The 18,400-nt window shown below is 64.3% G+C and carries 18 protein-coding genes; 4 read left to right on the top strand and 14 right to left on the bottom strand.

The window, feature by feature from the left end:
* From ACKOED_RS13620 to bchF, 4 genes are all read right to left on the bottom strand, one after another.
* Positions 1–1,662: cobaltochelatase subunit CobN (locus ACKOED_RS13620; RefSeq protein WP_408917145.1), on the bottom strand; the 1,662-nt coding region annotated here is incomplete at its 3' end.
* Positions 1,637–3,190 carry a ferredoxin:protochlorophyllide reductase (ATP-dependent) subunit B gene (gene bchB / locus ACKOED_RS13615; protein ID WP_408917144.1) on the bottom strand — a complete coding sequence of 518 codons (1,554 nt, stop codon included), beginning with the start codon at positions 3,188–3,190 and terminating at the stop codon, positions 1,637–1,639. The genes bchB and ACKOED_RS13620, both read right to left, overlap by 26 nt.
* A 3-nt stretch (positions 3,191–3,193) precedes the next feature.
* Positions 3,194–4,480: a ferredoxin:protochlorophyllide reductase (ATP-dependent) subunit N gene (locus tag ACKOED_RS13610; protein ID WP_408917143.1), complete on the bottom strand. Its 1,287-nt coding sequence runs from the start codon at positions 4,478–4,480 to the stop codon at positions 3,194–3,196.
* Positions 4,477–4,968: a 2-vinyl bacteriochlorophyllide hydratase gene (bchF, locus tag ACKOED_RS13605; protein WP_408917142.1), complete on the bottom strand. Its 492-nt coding sequence runs from the start codon at positions 4,966–4,968 to the stop codon at positions 4,477–4,479. The genes ACKOED_RS13610 and bchF overlap by 4 nt, the downstream gene beginning before the upstream one ends.
* 349 nt (positions 4,969–5,317) lie before the next feature.
* Between bchF and ACKOED_RS13600 the strand changes: the two genes are divergently transcribed.
* Together ACKOED_RS13600 and ppsR are read left to right on the top strand one after the other, a co-directional pair.
* Positions 5,318–5,956, top strand: coding sequence for a B12-binding domain-containing protein (locus ACKOED_RS13600; RefSeq protein ID WP_408917141.1), 639 nt, complete (start codon positions 5,318–5,320; stop codon positions 5,954–5,956).
* Positions 5,957–5,997: 41 nt separating this feature from the next.
* Positions 5,998–7,449, top strand: a complete 1,452-nt coding sequence (gene ppsR / locus ACKOED_RS13595) for a transcriptional regulator PpsR (RefSeq protein WP_408917140.1) — start codon at positions 5,998–6,000, stop codon at positions 7,447–7,449.
* 286 nt (positions 7,450–7,735) lie between these two features.
* Here ppsR and ACKOED_RS13590 read toward each other — a convergent pair whose 3' ends face one another.
* On the bottom strand, positions 7,736–8,212 hold the full coding sequence (locus ACKOED_RS13590) for a nucleoside deaminase (protein ID WP_408917139.1): 477 nt from the start codon (positions 8,210–8,212) through the stop codon (positions 7,736–7,738).
* Positions 8,213–8,227: 15 nt separating this feature from the next.
* Here ACKOED_RS13590 and ACKOED_RS13585 point away from each other — a divergent pair, with 15 nt between their 5' ends.
* Positions 8,228–9,001: a pseudouridine synthase gene (locus ACKOED_RS13585; RefSeq protein WP_408917138.1), complete on the top strand. Its 774-nt coding sequence runs from the start codon at positions 8,228–8,230 to the stop codon at positions 8,999–9,001.
* Positions 8,967–9,527, top strand: a complete 561-nt coding sequence (rsmD, locus tag ACKOED_RS13580; RefSeq protein WP_408917137.1) for a 16S rRNA (guanine(966)-N(2))-methyltransferase RsmD — start codon at positions 8,967–8,969, stop codon at positions 9,525–9,527. The genes ACKOED_RS13585 and rsmD overlap by 35 nt, the downstream gene beginning before the upstream one ends.
* Before the next feature lie 318 nt (positions 9,528–9,845).
* Here rsmD and purB read toward each other — a convergent pair whose 3' ends face one another.
* From purB to ACKOED_RS13535, 9 genes are all read right to left on the bottom strand, one after another.
* Positions 9,846–11,147, bottom strand: coding sequence for an adenylosuccinate lyase (purB, locus tag ACKOED_RS13575; protein ID WP_408917136.1), 1,302 nt, complete (start codon positions 11,145–11,147; stop codon positions 9,846–9,848).
* Positions 11,147–11,383 (bottom strand): Lrp/AsnC ligand binding domain-containing protein, encoded by a 237-nt coding sequence (locus ACKOED_RS13570; RefSeq protein ID WP_408917135.1) that lies wholly within the window; start codon positions 11,381–11,383, stop codon positions 11,147–11,149. The genes purB and ACKOED_RS13570 overlap by 1 nt, the downstream gene beginning before the upstream one ends.
* Positions 11,384–11,398: 15 nt before the next feature.
* Positions 11,399–12,538 carry a branched-chain amino acid ABC transporter substrate-binding protein gene (locus ACKOED_RS13565; RefSeq protein WP_408917134.1) on the bottom strand — a complete coding sequence of 380 codons (1,140 nt, stop codon included), beginning with the start codon at positions 12,536–12,538 and terminating at the stop codon, positions 11,399–11,401.
* A 105-nt stretch (positions 12,539–12,643) separates the two neighbouring features.
* Positions 12,644–13,759, bottom strand: coding sequence for a branched-chain amino acid ABC transporter substrate-binding protein (locus tag ACKOED_RS13560; protein ID WP_408917133.1), 1,116 nt, complete (start codon positions 13,757–13,759; stop codon positions 12,644–12,646).
* 186 nt (positions 13,760–13,945) lie between these two features.
* A complete protein-coding gene (locus tag ACKOED_RS13555; RefSeq protein ID WP_408917132.1) occupies positions 13,946–14,287 on the bottom strand; it encodes a DUF6867 family protein in 342 nt (113 codons plus the stop codon).
* A gap of 3 nt (positions 14,288–14,290) precedes the next feature.
* The gene (locus ACKOED_RS13550) at positions 14,291–15,013 is read right to left on the bottom strand and encodes an ABC transporter ATP-binding protein (RefSeq protein WP_408917131.1); all 723 of its coding nucleotides are present in this window, start codon (positions 15,011–15,013) and stop codon (positions 14,291–14,293) included.
* A complete protein-coding gene (locus ACKOED_RS13545; protein WP_408917129.1) occupies positions 15,010–15,885 on the bottom strand; it encodes an ABC transporter ATP-binding protein in 876 nt (291 codons plus the stop codon). The genes ACKOED_RS13550 and ACKOED_RS13545 overlap by 4 nt, the downstream gene beginning before the upstream one ends.
* Positions 15,878–17,266, bottom strand: coding sequence for a high-affinity branched-chain amino acid ABC transporter permease LivM (gene livM / locus ACKOED_RS13540; RefSeq protein ID WP_408917128.1), 1,389 nt, complete (start codon positions 17,264–17,266; stop codon positions 15,878–15,880). Before livM ends, ACKOED_RS13545 begins: the two co-directional genes overlap by 8 nt.
* Before the next feature lie 2 nt (positions 17,267–17,268).
* Positions 17,269–18,204 carry an ABC transporter permease subunit gene (locus ACKOED_RS13535; protein ID WP_408917127.1) on the bottom strand — a complete coding sequence of 312 codons (936 nt, stop codon included), beginning with the start codon at positions 18,202–18,204 and terminating at the stop codon, positions 17,269–17,271.
* Between the last annotated feature and the right edge of the window lie 196 nt (positions 18,205–18,400).

Here is an 18,400-nt window from a genome sequence, read left to right as displayed (position 1 = left end):
GCCGAAGGCTGGCTGGATGCCGACCAGCACATTGCCGAAGCGCTCACCCATAACCTGGATACCGCTGCCGTCGGCTTGCTGTCGGCCCGGGGCAGGACCCCACTGCGCTTCGATCTCGGACAGCCAGGTCTCGCGCCTCACGTGATCATCGACGCCGATGCGTGCGACAACATTGGCGTCGCTTCCGAAGCGCTCGGCATTGCCCTTCAGGAGACGATCCTGCAAGGCGGCAGCGGTTTCAGGGACTTCCACCGTGTAGCCTTCAGCCCGCATCGCCTTGAGCGTGTTGTGGAGCGACTCGAAAACAGAGAGGAATGCAGCCGTACCCACGGCGCCAGCATTGGGCGGAAAATTGAAGAGTATGACGGCAATCTTGCGCTCTGATTTCGGCGTGGCGCGGAGGTTCACCATCTTCAGGACCCGCGCCGCAAGGGTTGCGGCGCGTTCGGCATGGACCCGCATGCCGCGCTCACCTTGGTCCTTGATGCTCCGCCCGCCGAAGACGACGCCGCCCGCCGCGCCATCGAGTTCCGGGATGGCGATCATCATGGTGGTCTCGATGGGGTGCAGACCGCGCTCCGAGGTCTCCCATTCCTCCAGCGTCTGGAACTCTACGGGCTGGGCCGCGATGTATGGAACATCAAGCCGCGCCAGCATGTCTTCAGCCGCCTTCGCATCATTGTAGGCCGGGCCGCCGACCAGCGAGAAACCGCTGAGCGAGACCAGAGCATCAATCGTCGGCGTGCCGCTGCGCATGAAGAAGCGCTCGATGGCCGGACGCTGGTCCAGCCCGGTGGCGAATGCCGGGATCACCTTCAATCCCCGCGACTCGAATGCCGCAATCACGCCATCGTAGTGAGCAGTATCGCCGGACAGTACGTAGGAACGCATCAGCAGCAGTCCCACGGTTGCCCTGTTGGCCTTTGGCGGCGAGGGGAGCTTGTCCGCGGTTTCGCTCATCCGCCCGGCAAGACGCGGATGATAGACGCCTACCTCGGGATAGGTCTTCGGATCATCGTAGCGCAGGCCGTCGCGGTAGGTCTTGCGTGGGCCGTCGGCGTAACGAGACGCCAGGAAGCGGATGAGATGGCCGATGTTCTCCTCGGAGCCCGCAAGCCAGTACTGCATGGCGAGGAAATAGGCGCGCAGATCCTGGGCTGTACCGGGTATGAATCGTAGAATCTTGGGGATGCGCTTCAGGAGTGCCAGCTGCTTTTCTCCGGCCGAAGCGCTGCTCGCCGCACCATTGGCTTTGGCGCCGCGCAGCTTCTTGAGCAAGTTCACGAGCGTGCCCTGGCTTCCACCCATGGCGAAGCGGCCCATGCGCGTCAGCTTGATGACTTCGCCCGCGGACATGAAGCAAATCATGGCATCGCAGGTTTCGCGGCGGGCCTTCAGTGCGGGCATCACCGCCTGAATATGGTCCTCCATGAAAAGCATGGTGGCTACGATGATGTCACCCTGGGCGATGTCGGCGCGGCAGGCCTCAAGCGTTGCCGGATTGGTGGCCCAGCCGGAGGCTGCATGCACCGAAAGTTCGAGCCCCGGCATCTCACGCGCCATCTGGATGCGCAGACGATTGACCGCACCAGTCAAATGGTTGTCCAGGGTGATGATTACCACCCGAAGCGGTGCGCTAGCGGCTGTAGTGTGCTTTGGCATCGTACAGCGTCTCGACGGTAATGATGGCGAGCCCCCGTTCGGCGGCGAAACGTTCGGTGTTGCGCCGGGCTTTTCCGCGCACGAAGAACGGTACTTTCTGTAGTTCCTTTTCGGCTTCGGGTGACCAGCCGCCTGAGGCCGGCTTCGGTGATGCCACTACAGCGCTGTCGGTTGCGGGACTATGGGCTTTGGCTGGCGCGGCTCCACCATGCCCGAGATGTGACGGGGCGGCCTTATCGTTGAATTCGAAGTCATTGCGGAACATGTGAATCAGATGTTCCTCGAGACCCATCATGAGCGGGTGCACCCAGCTGTCGAAGATGACGTTGGCGCCTTCGAAACCCATCTGGGGAGAGTAGCGGGCCGGAAAATCCTGCACATGCACGGGTGCTGAGATAACGGCGCATGGAACCCCCAGCTTCTTGGCGATATGGCGCTCCATTTGGGTGCCCAGCACTAATTCTGGCTGGAGTTCTGCCACCTTGGCCTCGACCTCAAGGTAGTCGTCGGTTATCAGGGCATCGATCCCGAGTTTGGCAGCCGCCTCGCGCATGGGTCGCGCGAATTCCCGCGAATATGTGCCAAGGCCGACAACGTCGAACCCAAGTTCTTCCTTCGCGATTCGCGCCGCGGCCAGCGCATGGGTCGCATCCCCAAAAATGAAAACCCGCTTGCCGGTGAGATAGGTCGAGTCGACCGAGCGTGAATACCAGGGCAGCCGTGACGCTTCCTCGGCGAGGAAAGCCGTGGCATCGATACCGGCGAGTTCCGCAACCTGCCTGATGAATTCGCGTGTCGCAGAAACACCGAGGGGCACCACCGTCGTCATGGGCTGCTTGCAGTTGCGCTCCAGCCAGCGTGCCGCGGTCTCCGCCGTCTCGGGATAGAGCACCACATTGAATGCGGCGTCTCCCAGGCGGCGGATATCGTCCGGCGTGGCATTCAGCGGTGCTACAACGTTAACGGTAATTCCAAGCCCTTGCAGCAGCCGCGTGATTTCCGTCAGATCATCGCGATGGCGAAAGCCGAGTGCGGTTGGGCCGAGGATATTGCAGCTCCGCGGGTTGAACTCGGTATCAGGGCTTCGTGGGGCAGCGAGATTGCGGACCACCTGGTAGAAAGTTTCAGAAGCACCCCAGTTTTCCTTTTTCTGATAGGAGGGGAGCTCTAGAGGAATGACCGGTACCGGCAGTGCCAGCGCTTTGGCGAGACCGCCGGGATCATCCTGGATCAGTTCCGCCGTGCAGGAGGCGCCAACAATCATCGCCTGCGGCTGGAACCGCTCATAGGCAGAGGCACAGGCTGTCTTGAACAGTTCCGCGGTATCGCCGCCAAGGTCGCGTGCCTGGAAGGTGGTGTAAGTGACAGGCGGGCGCGCATTGCGCCGCTCGATCATGGTGAAGAGGAGGTCGGCATAGGTGTCGCCCTGCGGGGCGTGCAAGACATAGTGCAGCCCCTTCATCGCCGTCGCGATGCGCATGGCTCCCACATGTGGCGGGCCTTCATAGGTCCAGAGCGTGAGCTGCATGGCCTATACTCCCAGCCTGGTCTGGCGGTCGAGCGGGCGCGAGAACAACCGCGCCAGATCGCCTGCCTGCTCGTATCCCTGAATCGGCGTGAACACGAGTTCGATGGACCATTTGGTCGTGAAGCCTTCTGCTTCGAGCGGATTGGCAAGGCCGAGGCCGCAAACGATAAGATCAGGGTTGGCATCGCGGCAGCGGTCCAGCTGACGCTCCACATCCTGGCCTTCGCTTAGCCGGCAACCGGCTGGCAGCTGGCCGATTTCCTGGGCGAGATGCTGCCGCTGCAGATAGGGCGTTCCCACCTCAATGGGTTCCATGCCGAGTTCCTGGGATACGAACCGCGCCAGCGGAACTTCCAGCTGCGAATCGGGGAAGAAGAAGATGCGCTTGCCGGCCAGAATCTCGCGGTGCGGTTCCAGCGCAAGCCTGGCGCGGATATGTCCGGCATCTGTGGCGGCGCGGAACCTGGCGTCAGCAACACCAAAGGCATCGGCGGCGGCTTTGAACCATTGCGTCGTACCCTCGGCTCCCAGTGGAAACGGCGCCGGAATGTGGCGGGCGCCGCGTTCTTCCAGAGCACGCGCGGTATCGTTGAGGAAGGGCTGGGCGAGAAGATACCGCGTGCCGGGGCCAACCGGTGGCATATCACCTGCCGTACGGGCGGGCAGGAAGGCCACATTTGTAAGGCCCATTTCGGTGAAGACCCGGCGGAACTGGTCTTCGACCACGTCAGAAAGTGCCCCCGCCACGAGGAGCGGGGGCACGTCGCCGGAGGCTGGAAGGGGGGAGAAGGGTACCAGCGCGGCTAAACAGGCGTCTTCGCCCTGGGTGAAGGTGGTCTCGATTCCGCTGCCGGAATAGTTGAGCACCCGCACGCGTGGCGAATGAAGTTGCGAAAGGCGCGCGGCTGCGCGCTTGAGATCGAGCTTGATGACCTCGGAAGGGCATGAGCCGACCAGGAACAGCATTTTGATGTCGGGCCGGCGCTCCAGCAGCCGGGTTACCACCCGGTCGAGTTCGGCATCGATTTCTGAAAGACCTGCCAAGTCGCGCTCGTCAATGATGGCGGTGGCGAAGCGCGGTTCGGCGAAGATCATGACGCCGGCGGCGGACTGGATCAGATGCGCGCAGGTCCTCGAGCCGACAACAAGGAAAAAGGCGTCCTGAATCTTGCGATGCAGCCAGACGATGCCGGTGAGTCCGCAAAACACTTCGCGCTGGCCGCGTTCGCGGAGAACGGGCACGTCGGCGCAGCCACTGGCCGGGGCAGGAGCGCGGAACGGCAGGTTCATGGCGCAACCTCCACTGATTGCAGCCGTGCGGCCCGCAACTTCAAAAGGAACTGACCGGCATTGATCACGTAGGCCGCATAGGCCGCCAGCGCCAGCCAGAGCAGTTGGGTCTCGCCCAGTTTCGCCGACAAAAGGCAAACGAGATAAGCCGTATGAAGTGCGATAACCACGAAACTCACCGCATCCTCCCAGAAAAAGGCAGGTGCGAAGAGATACTGTCCGAAGACGTCTTTCTCCCAGAGCGAGCCGGTGACCATGATGGTGTAGAGAACCAGCGTCTTGATCACCACAGAGGCATTGGCGGCGACGGCGCCTTCGCCGGTCATGAGGGTGCGCAACACCAGCGCCAGGCTCACCAAGAAGACCGCGAATTGGAAAGGGGCCAAGATGGCCTGTACAAGGGTCCAGCGTGAGGCATCCCGCCGCCGCCGTTCGGCTTCCGTGTACAGCCCATATCGGGTCTCTCGCTGGCGGCGAAGCACGTGCATTGATCGCTCCCCCGGGCCCGCTCCGCTCCCGCTGCTGGCGGGGCGAAGGATTGAAGCCCTGTCACAAAGCTAAACCGCGGGTCCGAAAGTGTCAATACATGTTGACGTCATTAATTTGCGACAAGCTATGGACCAATCGAAAATCTTCGGCTATGCAGGAAAAAACTGTCAGGATCAGCTGTCATTCGCATCGGTAAAGGTGGGTGGCGGGGATTTCAGGTGGCGACAGTCCGTGACTGAATTTGCCGTAACGTAAGCAATAGGACCGGGGGCGGGCGCGCCAGATATGAACACGCCAGGAGCAATGGCCCGGAATCGCGGAGGGGGAGGCCCGGCCGGCGATGAGCTTGTGGAAACCTTTACAAATTACCTGTTTACCGGCGACGGCGGCCATGCCGCGCTGCTGCTCGAACAACTCTTCGCCGATGGCATGGACCCCGAATCGATCATGCTCGGCCTGATGGCCCCCGCCGCCCGCCACATGGGCGCGCTCTGGGCTGATGACCGGCTGAACTTCGTCGAGGTGACGCTCGGCATGGCGCGCCTGCAACACCTGTTGCGCCAGTTCCGCATGCCGCCCCTGAGCCTCACCGGCCTGCGCGGCCGCGTCCTCCTGGCCCCCACGCCCGGCGAGCAGCACAGCTTCGGGCTGCGCCTGGTCGAGGAATTCCTGCTCCGCGAGGGCTGGCAGGTGACCGCAAGGCTGGCCGCCACGGAAACCGACATCATCCGCCTTGTCTCCGCCGAACCCTATGATATTGTAGGCTTTTCACTTGCCGGCGAACGCCTGCTGCCAGCTCTGCGGGCGATTATCGGCAAGGTCCGCGCCGCCGCCCGCAACCCGGAGATGCGGATCCTGGCTGGCGGCGTGCTGTTCTCAGCCGGCGGCCCCAGCGCCGCCGATCTTGGCGCCGACGCGGTGGCAGGCGACGCCGCCGAAGCCGTTCAGCAGGCCAATCGCTGGCTGGCACTGGCCGGGGCCGCGTGACCCATGGCCCAGCCAGGCACGACGCGCGAAAGGAACATCAGGTGACGCTGCGCAGCGTATCCAATCCACCCAAAGACCGCGAACCCAGCCTTGCCGCGCTGATGGCCGGGCTTGAGGCCGATGAGGCCGCCCTGCTGATGTCAGCCTCTGCGGATGTGAGCTTTGTGCTGAGCTCCGATGCCGTCATCACAGGAAAAGTCCATACATCGCAAGAGCTTGGCGCCGAGCCTTTCAGCGTCTGGCCGGGCCGCGCCTGGGCCGATGTGTCAACCGTCGAAAGCCGCCCCAAGATCGAGCAGATGCTGCAGGAAGCCAGCCTCGGCCTGCCGCTCCGCTGGCGCCAGATCAACCACCCGGTGGATGGCGCCCCCGACATTCCGGTGCGCTATGCGGTGCTGAAGGCGGGCAGCAAAGGCCAGTTCGTGGCCATCGGCCGCGAGATGCGGAATATCGCCGCCATGCAGCAGAAGCTGCTCGCCGCCGAACAATCGATCGAGCAGGAATACGCCCGTCTCCGCCATGCCGAAACCCGCTACCGGCTGCTGATGCAGGTGGCCTCCGAGGCGATTGCGGTGGTCGATGCCCGTACCGGCCGCCTGACGGAGGCCAACGCGGCCGCCGCCACGCTCATGAACAAGCCAGTCAAGCGCCTGATCGGATTGCCGTTTTCCAGCCTCTTCGCAGCCACGGACGGCGACCGGATCGACGCCCTGCTGATGGCGCTGAAAGCCATCGGCCGGGCCGATGACGTGGCCCTGACGCTGGAGGGGAGCGAGCGCCAGGCGGTGCTCAGCGCCACCATTTTCCGCCAGGACAGCGCCACCCTCTATCTGATGCGCCTCACCCCGGTGGCGGCCGGGGCCACCGGCATCGTCATGTCCAAGGGCCAGGCGGCGGTGGTGAACGCGGTGCGCGACCTGCCGGAGGCATTCGTGGTCACCGATCTCGAGCGCCGCATCGTCTCGGCCAATGCGGCCTTCCTCGACAGTGCGCAGCTGGGCAGCGAGGAACAGGCCAGGGGCGAGCCGCTGGACCGCTGGCTGGGCCGGGCGGGCGTCGATATTGCGTCTCTTTTCAACAGCCTGGCTGAACGCGGCGCGGTGCGCCAGTTCGCCACCGTGCTGCGCGGCCAGTTTGGCGCGGTGGAGGATGTGGAGGTGTCGGGGGCGGCCTCGCCGCCGGGCGATCCCAGCTGCTACGGCTTCGCCATCCGGCGCATGAACCGCCGGGCGCTGGAGGCCGAGCCCGCCAGCCGCAGCCTGCTGCGCTCGGTCGATGAGATGACCAGGCTGGTCGGCAAGGTGCCGCTCAAGGACCTGGTGCGCGAGGCCACCGACATCATCGAGCGGCTGTGCATCGAGGCGGCGCTGCAACTGAACGACAACAACCGGGCCAGCGCGGCGGACATGCTGGGCCTCTCCCGCCAGAGCCTCTATGTGAAGCTCAACCGCTACGGCATCGAGGACAAGGGCGAGGGGCTGGACGCCGAATAGCGCCGGCGCATGCTTTTTGGTTGCGGTTTCGATGCATTATCGATGCGGTTTCGATGCTTTTTGATGCGGTTTCGTTGCGGGCGGATGCCCGGGTAAACCGTCAGGCGGGATTTACAGACGCCACTGTCAGGTTATTTTTCCTTCCGTGTACTGATTATCGCCGGGCGCGGGCCGCCTCCCTTGCCCCGTTGACGAAGCCGGCGGGAGAAGCGACCGTCCTGTTTGGCGGCCGCGAAGAAGCCGCCATGGTCAAGCCGGGGCATGGCGGACATTCACACGTCAAGGGCTAACGCCGCTCCCGGAAGAAATCCTTCAGCAGCTTGCGCGCCGCTTCGCCGCCGATGCCGCCATAGACCTCCGGCGCGTGGTGGCAGCTGGCCTGGGCGAAGAACCGGCCGCCATGGTCGACGGCGCCCATCTTTTCATCCTCCGCTCCGAAATAGAGCCGCCGGATGCGCGCAAAGGAGATGGCGGCGGCGCACATGGCGCAGGGCTCGAGCGTGACGTAAAGATCGCAGCCGGTGAGTCGCTCGCTGCCGATCAGGCTTGCCGCCGCGCGGATCGCCAGCAGTTCGGCATGGGCGGTGGGGTCTTTCAGTTCCAGCGTGCGGTTGCCGGCGCTCGCCAGGATGCGGCCTTCGCCATCGCTCACCGTCGCGCCGACCGGCACTTCGCCGCGGCGGCGGGCAGCTTCCGCCTCCTCCAGGGCGAGGCGCATTGGCTCTGGCAGTTTCCATCGCATTCTGCCACATGAGTCGATCATGAGGCCGGGGTCAAGATGAGCGCATTCGCGGGCGAGCGCATCGCCAAGGTAATGGCGCGGGCCGGCGTCTGCTCGCGCCGCGACGCCGAACGGCTGATCGCCGAAGGCCGCGTCACGATGAACGGCAAGCCGCTCACCTCCGCCGCCGTCAACGTGACGGCGAAGGACACGATCGTGGTCGATGGCAAGCCGTTGCCGCGCGCCGAGGAAACCAGGCTGTGGCGCTACCACAAACCGGCGGGGCTTGTGGTCTCGGCCCGCGATCCGCAAGGCCGGCTCACCGTGTTCGATAAGCTGCGCGAGCAATTGCCGCGCGTCGTCTCGATCGGGCGTCTTGACATCAACACCGAAGGCCTGCTGCTTCTCACCAATGACGGCGCGCTGGCCCGCTTCCTGGAGCTTCCCGCCTCGGGCTGGATCCGCCGTTACCGGGTGCGCGCCTATGGCCGGCCCTTGCCGGAAGCGCTCGAGAAGCTCAGCGGCGGCGCGGTGATCGACGGGGTGCGCTACGGGCCTGTCGAGGCCAGCATCGAGCGCGTGCAGGGCGGCAATTGCTGGCTGACGATCGCCATCCGCGAGGGCAAGAACCGCGAGGTCAAGCGCATCTGCGAACATCTGGGCCTGCAGGTGAACCGGCTGATCCGCACGTCTTTCGGGCCTTTCCAGCTCGGCGAGCTGCCGCGCGGCGGCATTGAGGAAGTGCCGCCGAAAGTTCTCAAGGCCAGTATCGGACCGAAGTTTTTCGAGGCAGGCAATGCGGATCGTCGGGGGAAAATTCAAAGGCCATAGCATCGCCCCGCCGCAGGGTTCGGCCATCCGGCCGACGACCGACCGGGTGCGCGAGGCGGTGTTCAACATCCTGGGCCACGGCATCGTTGGCTTCACGCCCGGCGGCGCGCGGGTGCTGGACCTGTTTGCCGGCACCGGCGCCATGGGCCTTGAGGCCATGTCGCGCGGCGCCCGCTTCTGCCAGTTCGTGGAGGAGAGCGCCGAGGCCCGCGGCCTGATCCGCCGCAACGCCGATGCGCTGGGCGTGATCGGGCTTGTCAAGATCTGGCGGCGCGACGCCACGAGGCTGGGCCCGTGCGCGCCTCAGCCGGGTTTTGATCTCGTATTCGCCGACCCGCCCTATGGCATGGGACTGGGCGCCAAAGCGCTGGCCGCGCTGGTTTCAGGCCAGTGGCTGAACCCCGGCGCCATCGTGGTGCTTGAAGAGGCGCTCAAAGCCGATGTGCCACCGGTCGCAGAGCTGGAGCCGATCGACACACGCGATTATGGCGACACGCGCATCCGCTTCTACCGCGCGGCGGGATGACGCGGGATCACGCTTCACGCCGCTGGTGTTTCTCCTCGCCCATGTGGACAGGGGCCAGGGAAGGGGTGGCGGAGGCATCGAACCGGCGTTTCCGGAAGATGCGCTTGCCGCCCTCACAAGGGGGAGCGGGCCCCATCGGGTGTTTGAAGAGTCATTCCGCTTTGGAGCATGTTGCGCATGAACAGAATCGTATCGCTGTTCGCGGCCGTCATGCCAGCGCAAGCTGGCATCCAGCTTATCCGCGTCAAAGCTGGCCCCCGGCCTTCGCCGGGGTGACGCCTAACCAGAGATGATGGTTCCGTGACAACTCAAACCGGTCTAGCCGAACACCCGGCGGAAGATCGTATCCACATGCCTGGTGTGGTAGCCGAGGTCGAACAGGCTTGCGAGTTCGGCGGGCGGGAGCAGGGCGGCGACATCCTTGTCCTGGCGCAGCAGATCAAGAAAATTGCCTTCGCCGCGCCACACCGGCATGGCGTTGCGCTGGACGGCGGCGTAGGCGTCTTCGCGGCTCATGCCTTTCTGGGTGAGGGCCAGCAGCACCCGCTGCGAGTGGATGAGGCCGCCCAGCTTCTCCAGATTGCGCATCATGTTTTCCGGGTAGACGACGAGCCGGTCGATGACGCCGGTGAGCCGCGCCAATGCGAAATCGAGATGCACGGTGGCGTCCGGCGCGATGCCGCGCTCGACCGAGGAATGCGAGATGTCGCGCTCGTGCCAGAGCGCTACATTCTCCATGGCCGGGATCGCGGCGGAGCGCACCAGCCGGGCAAGCCCGGTGAGGTTCTCGGTCAGCACCGGATTGCGCTTGTGCGGCATGGCGGACGAGCCCTTCTGCCCCGGCGCGAAGTATTCCTCGGCCTCCAAAACCTCGGTGCGCTGCAGATGGCGGATTTCAGTGGCCAGCCGCTCGACCGAACTCGCCACCACGGCAAGCACCGCGAAGAACATGGCATGGCGGTCCCGCGGGATGACCTGGGTTGACACCGGCTCGGGCGAGAGGCCCATCTTGCGCGCCACATGCTCTTCCACCCGCGGGTCGATATTGGCGAAGGTGCCGACCGCGCCGGATATGGCGCAGGTGGCGATCTCCTGCCGCGCCAGGACGAGCCGGGCCCGGGCCCGCTGGAACTCGGCATGGGCCTGCGCCAGCTTGACCCCGAAGGTGGTGGGCTCGGCATGAATGCCGTGGCTGCGGCCGATGCAGGGCGTCAGTTTGAATTCGAAGGCGCGGCGCTTCAGGGCCGCCAGCAGCTGGTCGACATCGGCGATCAGCAGGTCGGCGGCGCGCGAGAGCTGCACGGCGAGGCAGGTGTCCAGCACGTCCGAGGAGGTCATGCCCTGGTGGACGAAACGGGCCTCGGACCCGACGATCTCGGCGAGATGGGTGAGGAAGGCGATCACGTCATGTCTGGTGACGGCCTCGATCTCGGCGATGCGGTCAATATCGAAAACCGCATCCTTGCCCTTTTCCCAGACCCTGGCGGCGGCTTCGGGGGGCACCTCGCCCAGTGCTGCCAGTGCATCGGTGGCGTGCGCCTCGATCTCGAACCAGATGCGGAAGCGGGTCTCCGGCTCCCATATCTGGGCCATCTCCGGGCGGGAATAGCGCGGGATCATCAGAACGCCTTGAAGGTGATCAGTGTGTAGGTGTCGCGGATGCCGGGGATGGTCTGGATCTTCTGGGCCACGAAGTGCCCGACATCCTCATCCTCCTTCAGGTAGAACTTCACCAGAAGATCGTAACCGCCCGCCGTGGAATAGATTTCCGACGCGACCTCGGCATCGGCGAGGGCGGTGGCCACCTGATAGGACTTGCCGAGCTCGCATTTGATCTGGACGAAGAAGGCGCGCATGGAGGAGGGGCTCCGTCAGGGTGTGGTGTCGAGGAGGGGCGGCGCCAGCGTGGCGGGGTCGATGAGCACATAGCGGCCATCCACCCATTTGAGCCAGGCGATGGCCGGGTTGGTGAGATCGCCCCGGGCGTCGAAGCTGACGGGGCCCACGATGGTATCGAAGCGGGTGCCGCCGCGCAGCCATTCGGCGAGGCGGGCGCCGTCGCTGCTGCCGGTGGCGTCCGCCGCCGCCGCCAGCGCCTGCACGGCGGCATAGGCGTAGAGGGTGAAGCCCTCGGCGGTGCGGTCTTCTTCCTTCATGCGGGCGATGAGGCTGCGCGCCGCGGGAAAGTTGCGCGGGTCGTAGGTGAAGGTCAGCAGCGTGCCATCGGCCGCCGCCTCCGCCTGCCTGGCGTAATCCTCGGTCGCCAGGGCATCGCCCGAGATGATCTGCGCCCTGGAACCGGCTTCGCGCAGCGCCCGGGCGAGCTGGCCGCATTCGACATAGGAGCAGGCGAGATAGACCACATCGGCGCCGGCCGACTGAACCTTCGACGCGAGATCGGAGAAGCTCTTGGCGCCGGCCTTGAAGCGCTCATCGAGGCTGGGGCTCACGCCCTTTTCGGCGAGACCGGCGCGGAACCGCGCGGCGAGGGCCGCGAAACCCGGCGAATCATCGGCGAGAATGGCGATCTTGCGGCCCGGGAACTTCTCAAGCACCAGCGTGGCGGCGGCCGCCCCCTGGGCATCGTCGCGCGGCACAAGGCGGATCACGTTCCAGCCGCCGTCCAGGGTGAGCCTCGGGTTGGTGGAGGCCGGGCTGATCATGGCGATGCCGGCCTTCTCATAGACCCTGGCGGCGGGGATCGAGGCGCCGGAGCAATAATGCCCGATCACCGCCCTCACACCTTCGGACACGAAGCCGGTGGCCACTTCGACGGCCTTCCTCGGGTCACAGCCGTCATCGGCGAAGCTTACCTTGAGGGGCTGGCCGCTGATACCGCCGGCGGCGTTGATGTCCTCCACCGCCTGGGTGACGCCGCGGCGCAATTGCTCGCCCAGCGCGGCGTTGGGACCCGAGAACGGCCCCGCCGCGCCAATCAGAATGTCAGCCGCCGCCGGGGCGGCGGCAAGCAGCAGGGCGGCGAAGGCGGATGGCAGCCAGGCTTTCATCATGATTTTCTTCCCGCGCGGCAGTATCGGCCGTTCGCGTTCATCGTGCAACAAAAAGACCCGCGCGGGGTAAGTCCGCGCGGGTCCAGGCATTGCGATGGTTCGTGCTTACTTGATCGAGGGATCCTCGAAATACTTGCCGTCCTTCCACGCATACCAGACGTAGACGGGGTTCACGAGGTCGCCCTTGGCGTCGAGCTTGATCTCGCCCAGCACGGTCTGGGTGGGATTGCCGGCGCGGAGCCACTCGGCGATCTTCTGGTTGTCGGTGGACTTGGTGGCCTCGGCCGCCTGCTTGTACATCTGGAAGGCTGCATAGGTGTAGAGCGTGTAGCCTTCCGGATCATAGCCCTTGGCCTTGAACTCCTCCACGATGGCCTTGGCTTCCGGAACGTTCCGGGGCTCCGGCGCGAAGGTGAAGATCAGGTTCTCGGTGGCCTTGCCGGCGATGGTGAAGAGCTCGGCCACGTTCATCGAGTCGCCCGACAGCACTCGGGCGTGGAGTCCCTGCTCAGCCATCTGCTTCAGGATGAGGCCGGCTTCCGAGTGATAACCGCCGAAGTAGATGGCTTCCACGCCCGCGTCCTTGAGCTTGGAGACCAGCGCGGAGTAGTCCTTCTCGCCGGCGTTGATCGACTCGTTCAGCACTTCGGTGAGGCCGGCGGCGTTCATCGCCTTGCGGGTTTCATCCGCCAGGCCCTTGCCGTAGGCCGACTTGTCGTCGACGATCGCAACCTTCTTGCCGGCATAGTTCTTGGCGAGGAAGTTGCCGGCCACGCGGCCCTGCGCATCGTCGCGGCCGCAGACGCGCGCCACGTTCCAGCCACCCTCGTCGGTGAACTTGGGGTTGGTGGAGGCGGGGGTAATCTGCAGGATGCCCTCTTCCTCATAGACCTTGGAGGCCGGGATCGAAGAGCCCGAGCACAGGTGGCCGGCCACGAACTTGACGCCCTTCGACGCCAGCTGGTTGGCCACGCTCACCGCCTGCTTGGGATCGCAGGCATCGTCGCCGATCTCGAGGACCAGCTTCTCGCCCATCACGCCGCCCGCCGCATTGATGTCTTCGATCGCCTTCTTGGCGCCCTGGCTGTACTGTTCGCCGAGCGCGGCCAGCTGGCCGGTAATCGGACCCGCCGTGGCGACCAGGATATCGGCCAGCGCGGTCGAGGCACTGAGTGCCGCCGCGAAGCTCATGGCAACGCCAGCCATCACAAACTTTTTCATTCAACGTCTCCCTATGGATAAAACGAGATTTTCGTTCTTGAGCAACCCGCCATCCGCGGCGGATGCTGCAAGTCTTGGATCGCTTCGCCATGCCTTCAGGCGGCATAGGCCAATCGATCCCTGTCCTTCTCCTAGCACTACTCCGTGAGCCGCCAAAACAGGTTTTTCATTACCTTTTGGCAGGTTTCAGGCCTTGGTTCGCCAGCTCAGCGGCCCCGCGGACTCGTAAAGCCAGGGATATTGCTGCACCATTTTTCGGGCCAGGGTCAGCCGGTAACCGAGCAGGGAGCCAGCAACTAAAACTATGAAATCACTCAGAAAATAGTGCGCCGACAGCAGGTCGGCATTGAACAGCGCGAAATGCAGGAAGCGCATGGCGGCGGTGAGCGGCACCATGGCCAGCAGCGCCATCCACACGGGCCGCCATTTCATGGCGAGGCCGCGGCCGGTGAGAAAAGCGGCGCCGCCGCCGAAGATCACCGTCATAATGACGAAGATCCAGGGATTGTCTTCGATGAAGAGCGACATGGCTCAATGTCCTCCTTCGAGATAGGCGGCGCGCACCTCGGGCTTGGCGAGCAATTCGCGGCCGGTTCCGGTGAGCGTGATGCGGCCATTGACCATCACATAACCGCGATGCGCCAGTTTCAGCGCGTGGAAGGCGTTCTGCTCGACGAGGAAGACCGTCAGCCCCTCCGTGCGGTTGAGGTCCTTGATGGCCTCGAAGATCTGCTTCACGATCAGCGGCGCCAGACCCAGCGAGGGTTCATCCAGCAGCAACAGGCGCGGGCGGGACATGAGCGCGCGGGCGATGGCCAGCATCTGCTGCTCGCCGCCGGAAAGGGTGCCGCCGCGCTGGCCCTGACGTTTCGCGAGGATCGGAAACATCCTGAAGACGCGCGCCAGATCGTCATCGAAATACTTGGGATCGCTCACCGTGGCGCCCATCTGCAGGTTCTCGAGCACGGTCATGCGCGGGAAGATGCGGCGGCCCTCGGGGGACTGCGAGATGCCCAGTTGCGCGATCTTGTGCACGGGCATCGAGGTGATGTCCTGGCCGCCGAAATGAATCGATCCCACGCGCGCGCGCGGCGTGCCGCAGATGGTCATCATCAGCGTCGACTTGCCGGCCCCGTTGGAGCCGATGAGGGTGACGATTTCGCCCGGCTGAACGTCGATGTCCACGCCCTTCAGGGCCTGGATCTTGCCATAGAAGGTCTGGACGCCGCGGACCTTGAGCAGCGCTTCGCTCATCGCTTGTCTCCCACGGCCTCGGCCACCGCGGCGGCGGCGAGCGCATCTTCTTCCTCGTCCTCGACGCCCAGATAGGCGCGGATCACCGCGGGATCGGACTTCACATGCGCAGGATCGCCGTCCGATATCTTCTCGCCATAGTCGAGCACCACGATGTGGTCCGAGATGCCCATGACCACGCTCATGTCATGCTCGATGAGCAGGATCGACAGGTCGTTCTCGGCGCGGATCGACTTCAGCAGGCGGTTGAGGTCTTCCGACTCGCGCGGATTGAGGCCCGCCGCCGGCTCGTCGAGGCAGAGGAGGCGCGGGCCCGTGCACATGGCGCGCGCGATTTCGAGCCGGCGCTGGTCGCCATAGGCGAGGTCGCCGGCGGGATCGTCGGCGCGGTCGATGAGCTTTACCTTCTCGAGCCAGGCCTTGGCGATTTCGATCGCCTCTTTTTCAACCCGCCGGAAATGGCCGCTGCCGAAAATGCCGCCGATCGTATAGCCGGAGGCCAGCATCAGCTGGTTGTGCTGGGCCACCATCAGGTTTTCCAGCACGGTCATGCCGGAAAACAGCCGGATGTTCTGGAAGGTGCGGGCCACCCTGGCGTCCTGGGCGATGCGGAAATCGTCCATGCGCTCCAGCAAATATTCCTTGCCGCCGTCATGGCGCAGCGCGGTGCGGCCCTCGGTTGGCTTGTAGAAGCCGGTGATGCAGTTGAACACCGTCGTCTTGCCGGCGCCATTAGGCCCGATGATGGCGGTGATCTCGTGCGGATAGGCATTGAAGCTCAGATCCGACACCGCGGTCAGACCGCCGAAACGCATGGTGAGATGCTCGACCGTGAGCACCGGGGAACGGGCATCGCGCGCCATGTCAGCCATGCCCTTCCTTGACCAGGTCGCCGGACACCGCCTTGCGCTCCTTGAGGAACACGGTGGGCTGCCGCCTGGTGACGAAACCCCGGGGCCTGAAACGCATCATCAACACCATGGCGAGGCCCACGGCCAGCATGCGGAAGTGCACGAGGTCGGTGCCTTCCGGCAGATACTTCTGCAGGACGGTCAGCTCACGGAACAATTCGAAAGCCCCGATGATGGCGATCGCCGCGAACACGATGCCGATCTGCGAGCCGAGCCCGCCCAGCACCACGATCGCCAGAATGATCGCGGACTCGATGAACACGAAGCTCTCGGGCGATACGAACCCCTGCCTGGTTGCGAAGAAGCAGCCGGCGAAACCGCCGAACATGGCGCCGATGGCGAAGGCCGTAAGCTTGGTGTTGGTGGTGTTGATGCCCAGTGAGCGGCAGGCGATCTCATCCTCGCGCAGCGCTTCCCATGCCCGGCCAATCGGCAGGCGGCGCAACCGGTTGGTCACGAAATAGGTGAGCAGCGCAAGCAGAAGGATCACGTAATAGAGGAATATGTAATAGTAGATCCGGTTGTGCTCGATGCCGAAGAAATCAGCAAAACCGCCAGGCCCCGCCGAGAAGGGCAGGCCGAAGAAGGTGGCTTTCGGGACGGTGATGCCCTGCGGCCCGTTGGTGAAGCTGAACCAGTTGATGAGCACCAGGCGGATGATTTCGCCGAAGGCGAGCGTGACGATGGCCAGATAGTCGCCGCGCAATCGCAAGACCGGGAAGCCGAGTAGCACGCCCCATAGGGCCGCGAGAAGTCCGGCCAGCGGCAGCGTGATGTAGAACGCCCAGGGCAGCATGCCGTCGCCGAACCAGTAGGGGAAGTAGACGGTGGAGAGCAGGGCATAGGCATAGGCGCCGACCGCATAGAAGGCGACATAGCCGAGGTCGAGGAGGCCGGCGAGGCCCACCACGATGTTGAGGCCCCAGGCGAGCATCACATAGGTCAGGATCAGGATGCCCATGTCGATCGGGCGGCGCGCGCCGCCGAACAGGATCGGCAGCAGAAACGCGAATGCCACAAGCACCGGAAACACCCAGGGCCCTATCTTTTCCGAAACCGGCGCCAGTTCGTCGCGAATGGCCTGCGACAGGGGCACGCCGCCGGATGCTCTGTTCCATACAAACAAATGCATCAGGAGGCGGGCGGCAAGGATCACCGCCAGGGCGATCAGCACCGTTCCCCAGCGCGGTTCCAGCACCAGCGCATATTGGGTGATCACCGACTTGTAGGCCACCATCGGCACCATCAGCAGCAGGCTGACGACGGCGGTGCCCAGCAGGTCCTTGGCGATGGCGGGCCAGTCGTAACCCTTCGGCGGCGAGGCGATGTCCTGGGCGCTCATGGTCAGACCTTTTCCACTTCCGGTTTGCCGAGCAGGCCCTGGGGCAGGAAGATCAGCACGACGACCAGCACCGTGAAGGCGGCGACGTCCTTGTATTCCACCGTGAAATAGGCCGACCACATGGTTTCGATGAGACCGATGATGAGGCCCCCCAGCATGGCGCCGGGAAGCGAGCCGATGCCGCCCAGCACCGCCGCCGTAAAGGCCTTGATGCCGGCGAGGAAGCCCACGAAGAAATCGGTGACGCCATAATAGAGGAAGAACATCAGGCCCGCGAACGCGGCCAGCGCCGCACCCATGATGAAGGTGATCGAGATGGTGCGGTCAACGTCGATGCCCAGCAGCGAGGCCATCTTCATATCCTGCTCGCAGGCGCGCTGGGCGCGGCCCAGCGAGGTCTTCTGGATGAGCACCGTGAACACCGCCATCAGCACCAGCGTCGAGATGATGATCAGGATCTGCATGTTGGTGAGGCGGACGATGAACTCACCGGCCTCGGTGACGCGGGTCATCAGCTCATAGCCGCCGGTCACGATGGGCTGCACGGGCTTCGGCCGCCCCTCTTGATTGATGCGGACGAACTCCTGCAGCACGATTGACATGCCGATCGCCGAGATCAGCGGCGCCAGGCGGAATGAGCCGCGCAATGGCTTGTAGGCCAGCCGTTCAATGGTCCAGTTATAGGCAGAGGCGACAATCATGGCGATGGCCGCCACCAGGATCAGGGCGAGAAGGATGATCAGGAGGCCGCTGCCGCCGGTGAGCCCGATGCCGAGAACGACCAGGAAGGCGGTGACGGAACCAACCATGAACACATCGCCATGGGCGAAGTTAATCATGCCGATGATGCCGTAAACCATCGTGTAGCCGATGGCGATCAGGCCATAGATCGAGCCCAAGGTGATACCGTTGATCAGCTGCTGGAGAAAATACTCCATCCGCCCCCCTCTGTGAGTGTTTCCGGCGCCGTCTCGCGCGGCCTGGGGTTCGTCATAGACAGATCGGCCCCGCAAGACAAGCATGGCTGCCCCTCGTCTTTTTGATCTTGCGCGCTATGGCGGGCTGGAATATGTCAACTCAACATCTATCAAATCGAGATATATCGGATTGGTATTGATATGAATGTCAGGACTC

The sequence above is a fragment of the Aestuariivirga sp. genome, from assembly GCF_046093005.1.
Classification (GTDB): Bacteria; Pseudomonadota; Alphaproteobacteria; order Rhizobiales; family Aestuariivirgaceae; genus Aestuariivirga.
The sequence above is the reverse complement of the archived record's forward strand: the minus strand, read 5'-3'. Positions and strand labels throughout refer to the sequence as shown.

Coding starts and splice junctions, on each gene's coding strand:
- ACKOED_RS13590 (WP_408917139.1), bottom strand. CDS start 8,212: ATGATCGACTCATGTGGCAGAATGCGATGGAAACTGCCAGAGCCAATG.
- ACKOED_RS13560 (WP_408917133.1), bottom strand. CDS start 13,759: ATGAAAAAGTTTGTGATGGCTGGCGTTGCCATGAGCTTCGCGGCGGCA.
- ACKOED_RS13535 (WP_408917127.1), bottom strand. CDS start 18,204: ATGGAGTATTTTCTCCAGCAGCTGATCAACGGTATCACCTTGGGCTCG.
- livM (WP_408917128.1), bottom strand. CDS start 17,266: ATGAGCGCCCAGGACATCGCCTCGCCGCCGAAGGGTTACGACTGGCCC.
- bchF (WP_408917142.1), bottom strand. CDS start 4,968: ATGCACGTGCTTCGCCGCCAGCGAGAGACCCGATATGGGCTGTACACG.
- ACKOED_RS13555 (WP_408917132.1), bottom strand. CDS start 14,287: ATGTCGCTCTTCATCGAAGACAATCCCTGGATCTTCGTCATTATGACG.
- ACKOED_RS13545 (WP_408917129.1), bottom strand. CDS start 15,885: ATGGCTGACATGGCGCGCGATGCCCGTTCCCCGGTGCTCACGGTCGAG.
- ACKOED_RS13565 (WP_408917134.1), bottom strand. CDS start 12,538: ATGATGAAAGCCTGGCTGCCATCCGCCTTCGCCGCCCTGCTGCTTGCC.
- ACKOED_RS13570 (WP_408917135.1), bottom strand. CDS start 11,383: ATGCGCGCCTTCTTCGTCCAGATCAAATGCGAGCTCGGCAAGTCCTAT.
- bchB (WP_408917144.1), bottom strand. CDS start 3,190: ATGCAGCTCACGCTCTGGACCTATGAAGGCCCGCCACATGTGGGAGCC.
- ACKOED_RS13585 (WP_408917138.1), top strand. CDS start 8,228: ATGAGCGCATTCGCGGGCGAGCGCATCGCCAAGGTAATGGCGCGGGCC.
- rsmD (WP_408917137.1), top strand. CDS start 8,967: ATGCGGATCGTCGGGGGAAAATTCAAAGGCCATAGCATCGCCCCGCCG.
- purB (WP_408917136.1), bottom strand. CDS start 11,147: ATGATCCCGCGCTATTCCCGCCCGGAGATGGCCCAGATATGGGAGCCG.
- ACKOED_RS13610 (WP_408917143.1), bottom strand. CDS start 4,480: ATGAACCTGCCGTTCCGCGCTCCTGCCCCGGCCAGTGGCTGCGCCGAC.
- ACKOED_RS13550 (WP_408917131.1), bottom strand. CDS start 15,013: ATGAGCGAAGCGCTGCTCAAGGTCCGCGGCGTCCAGACCTTCTATGGC.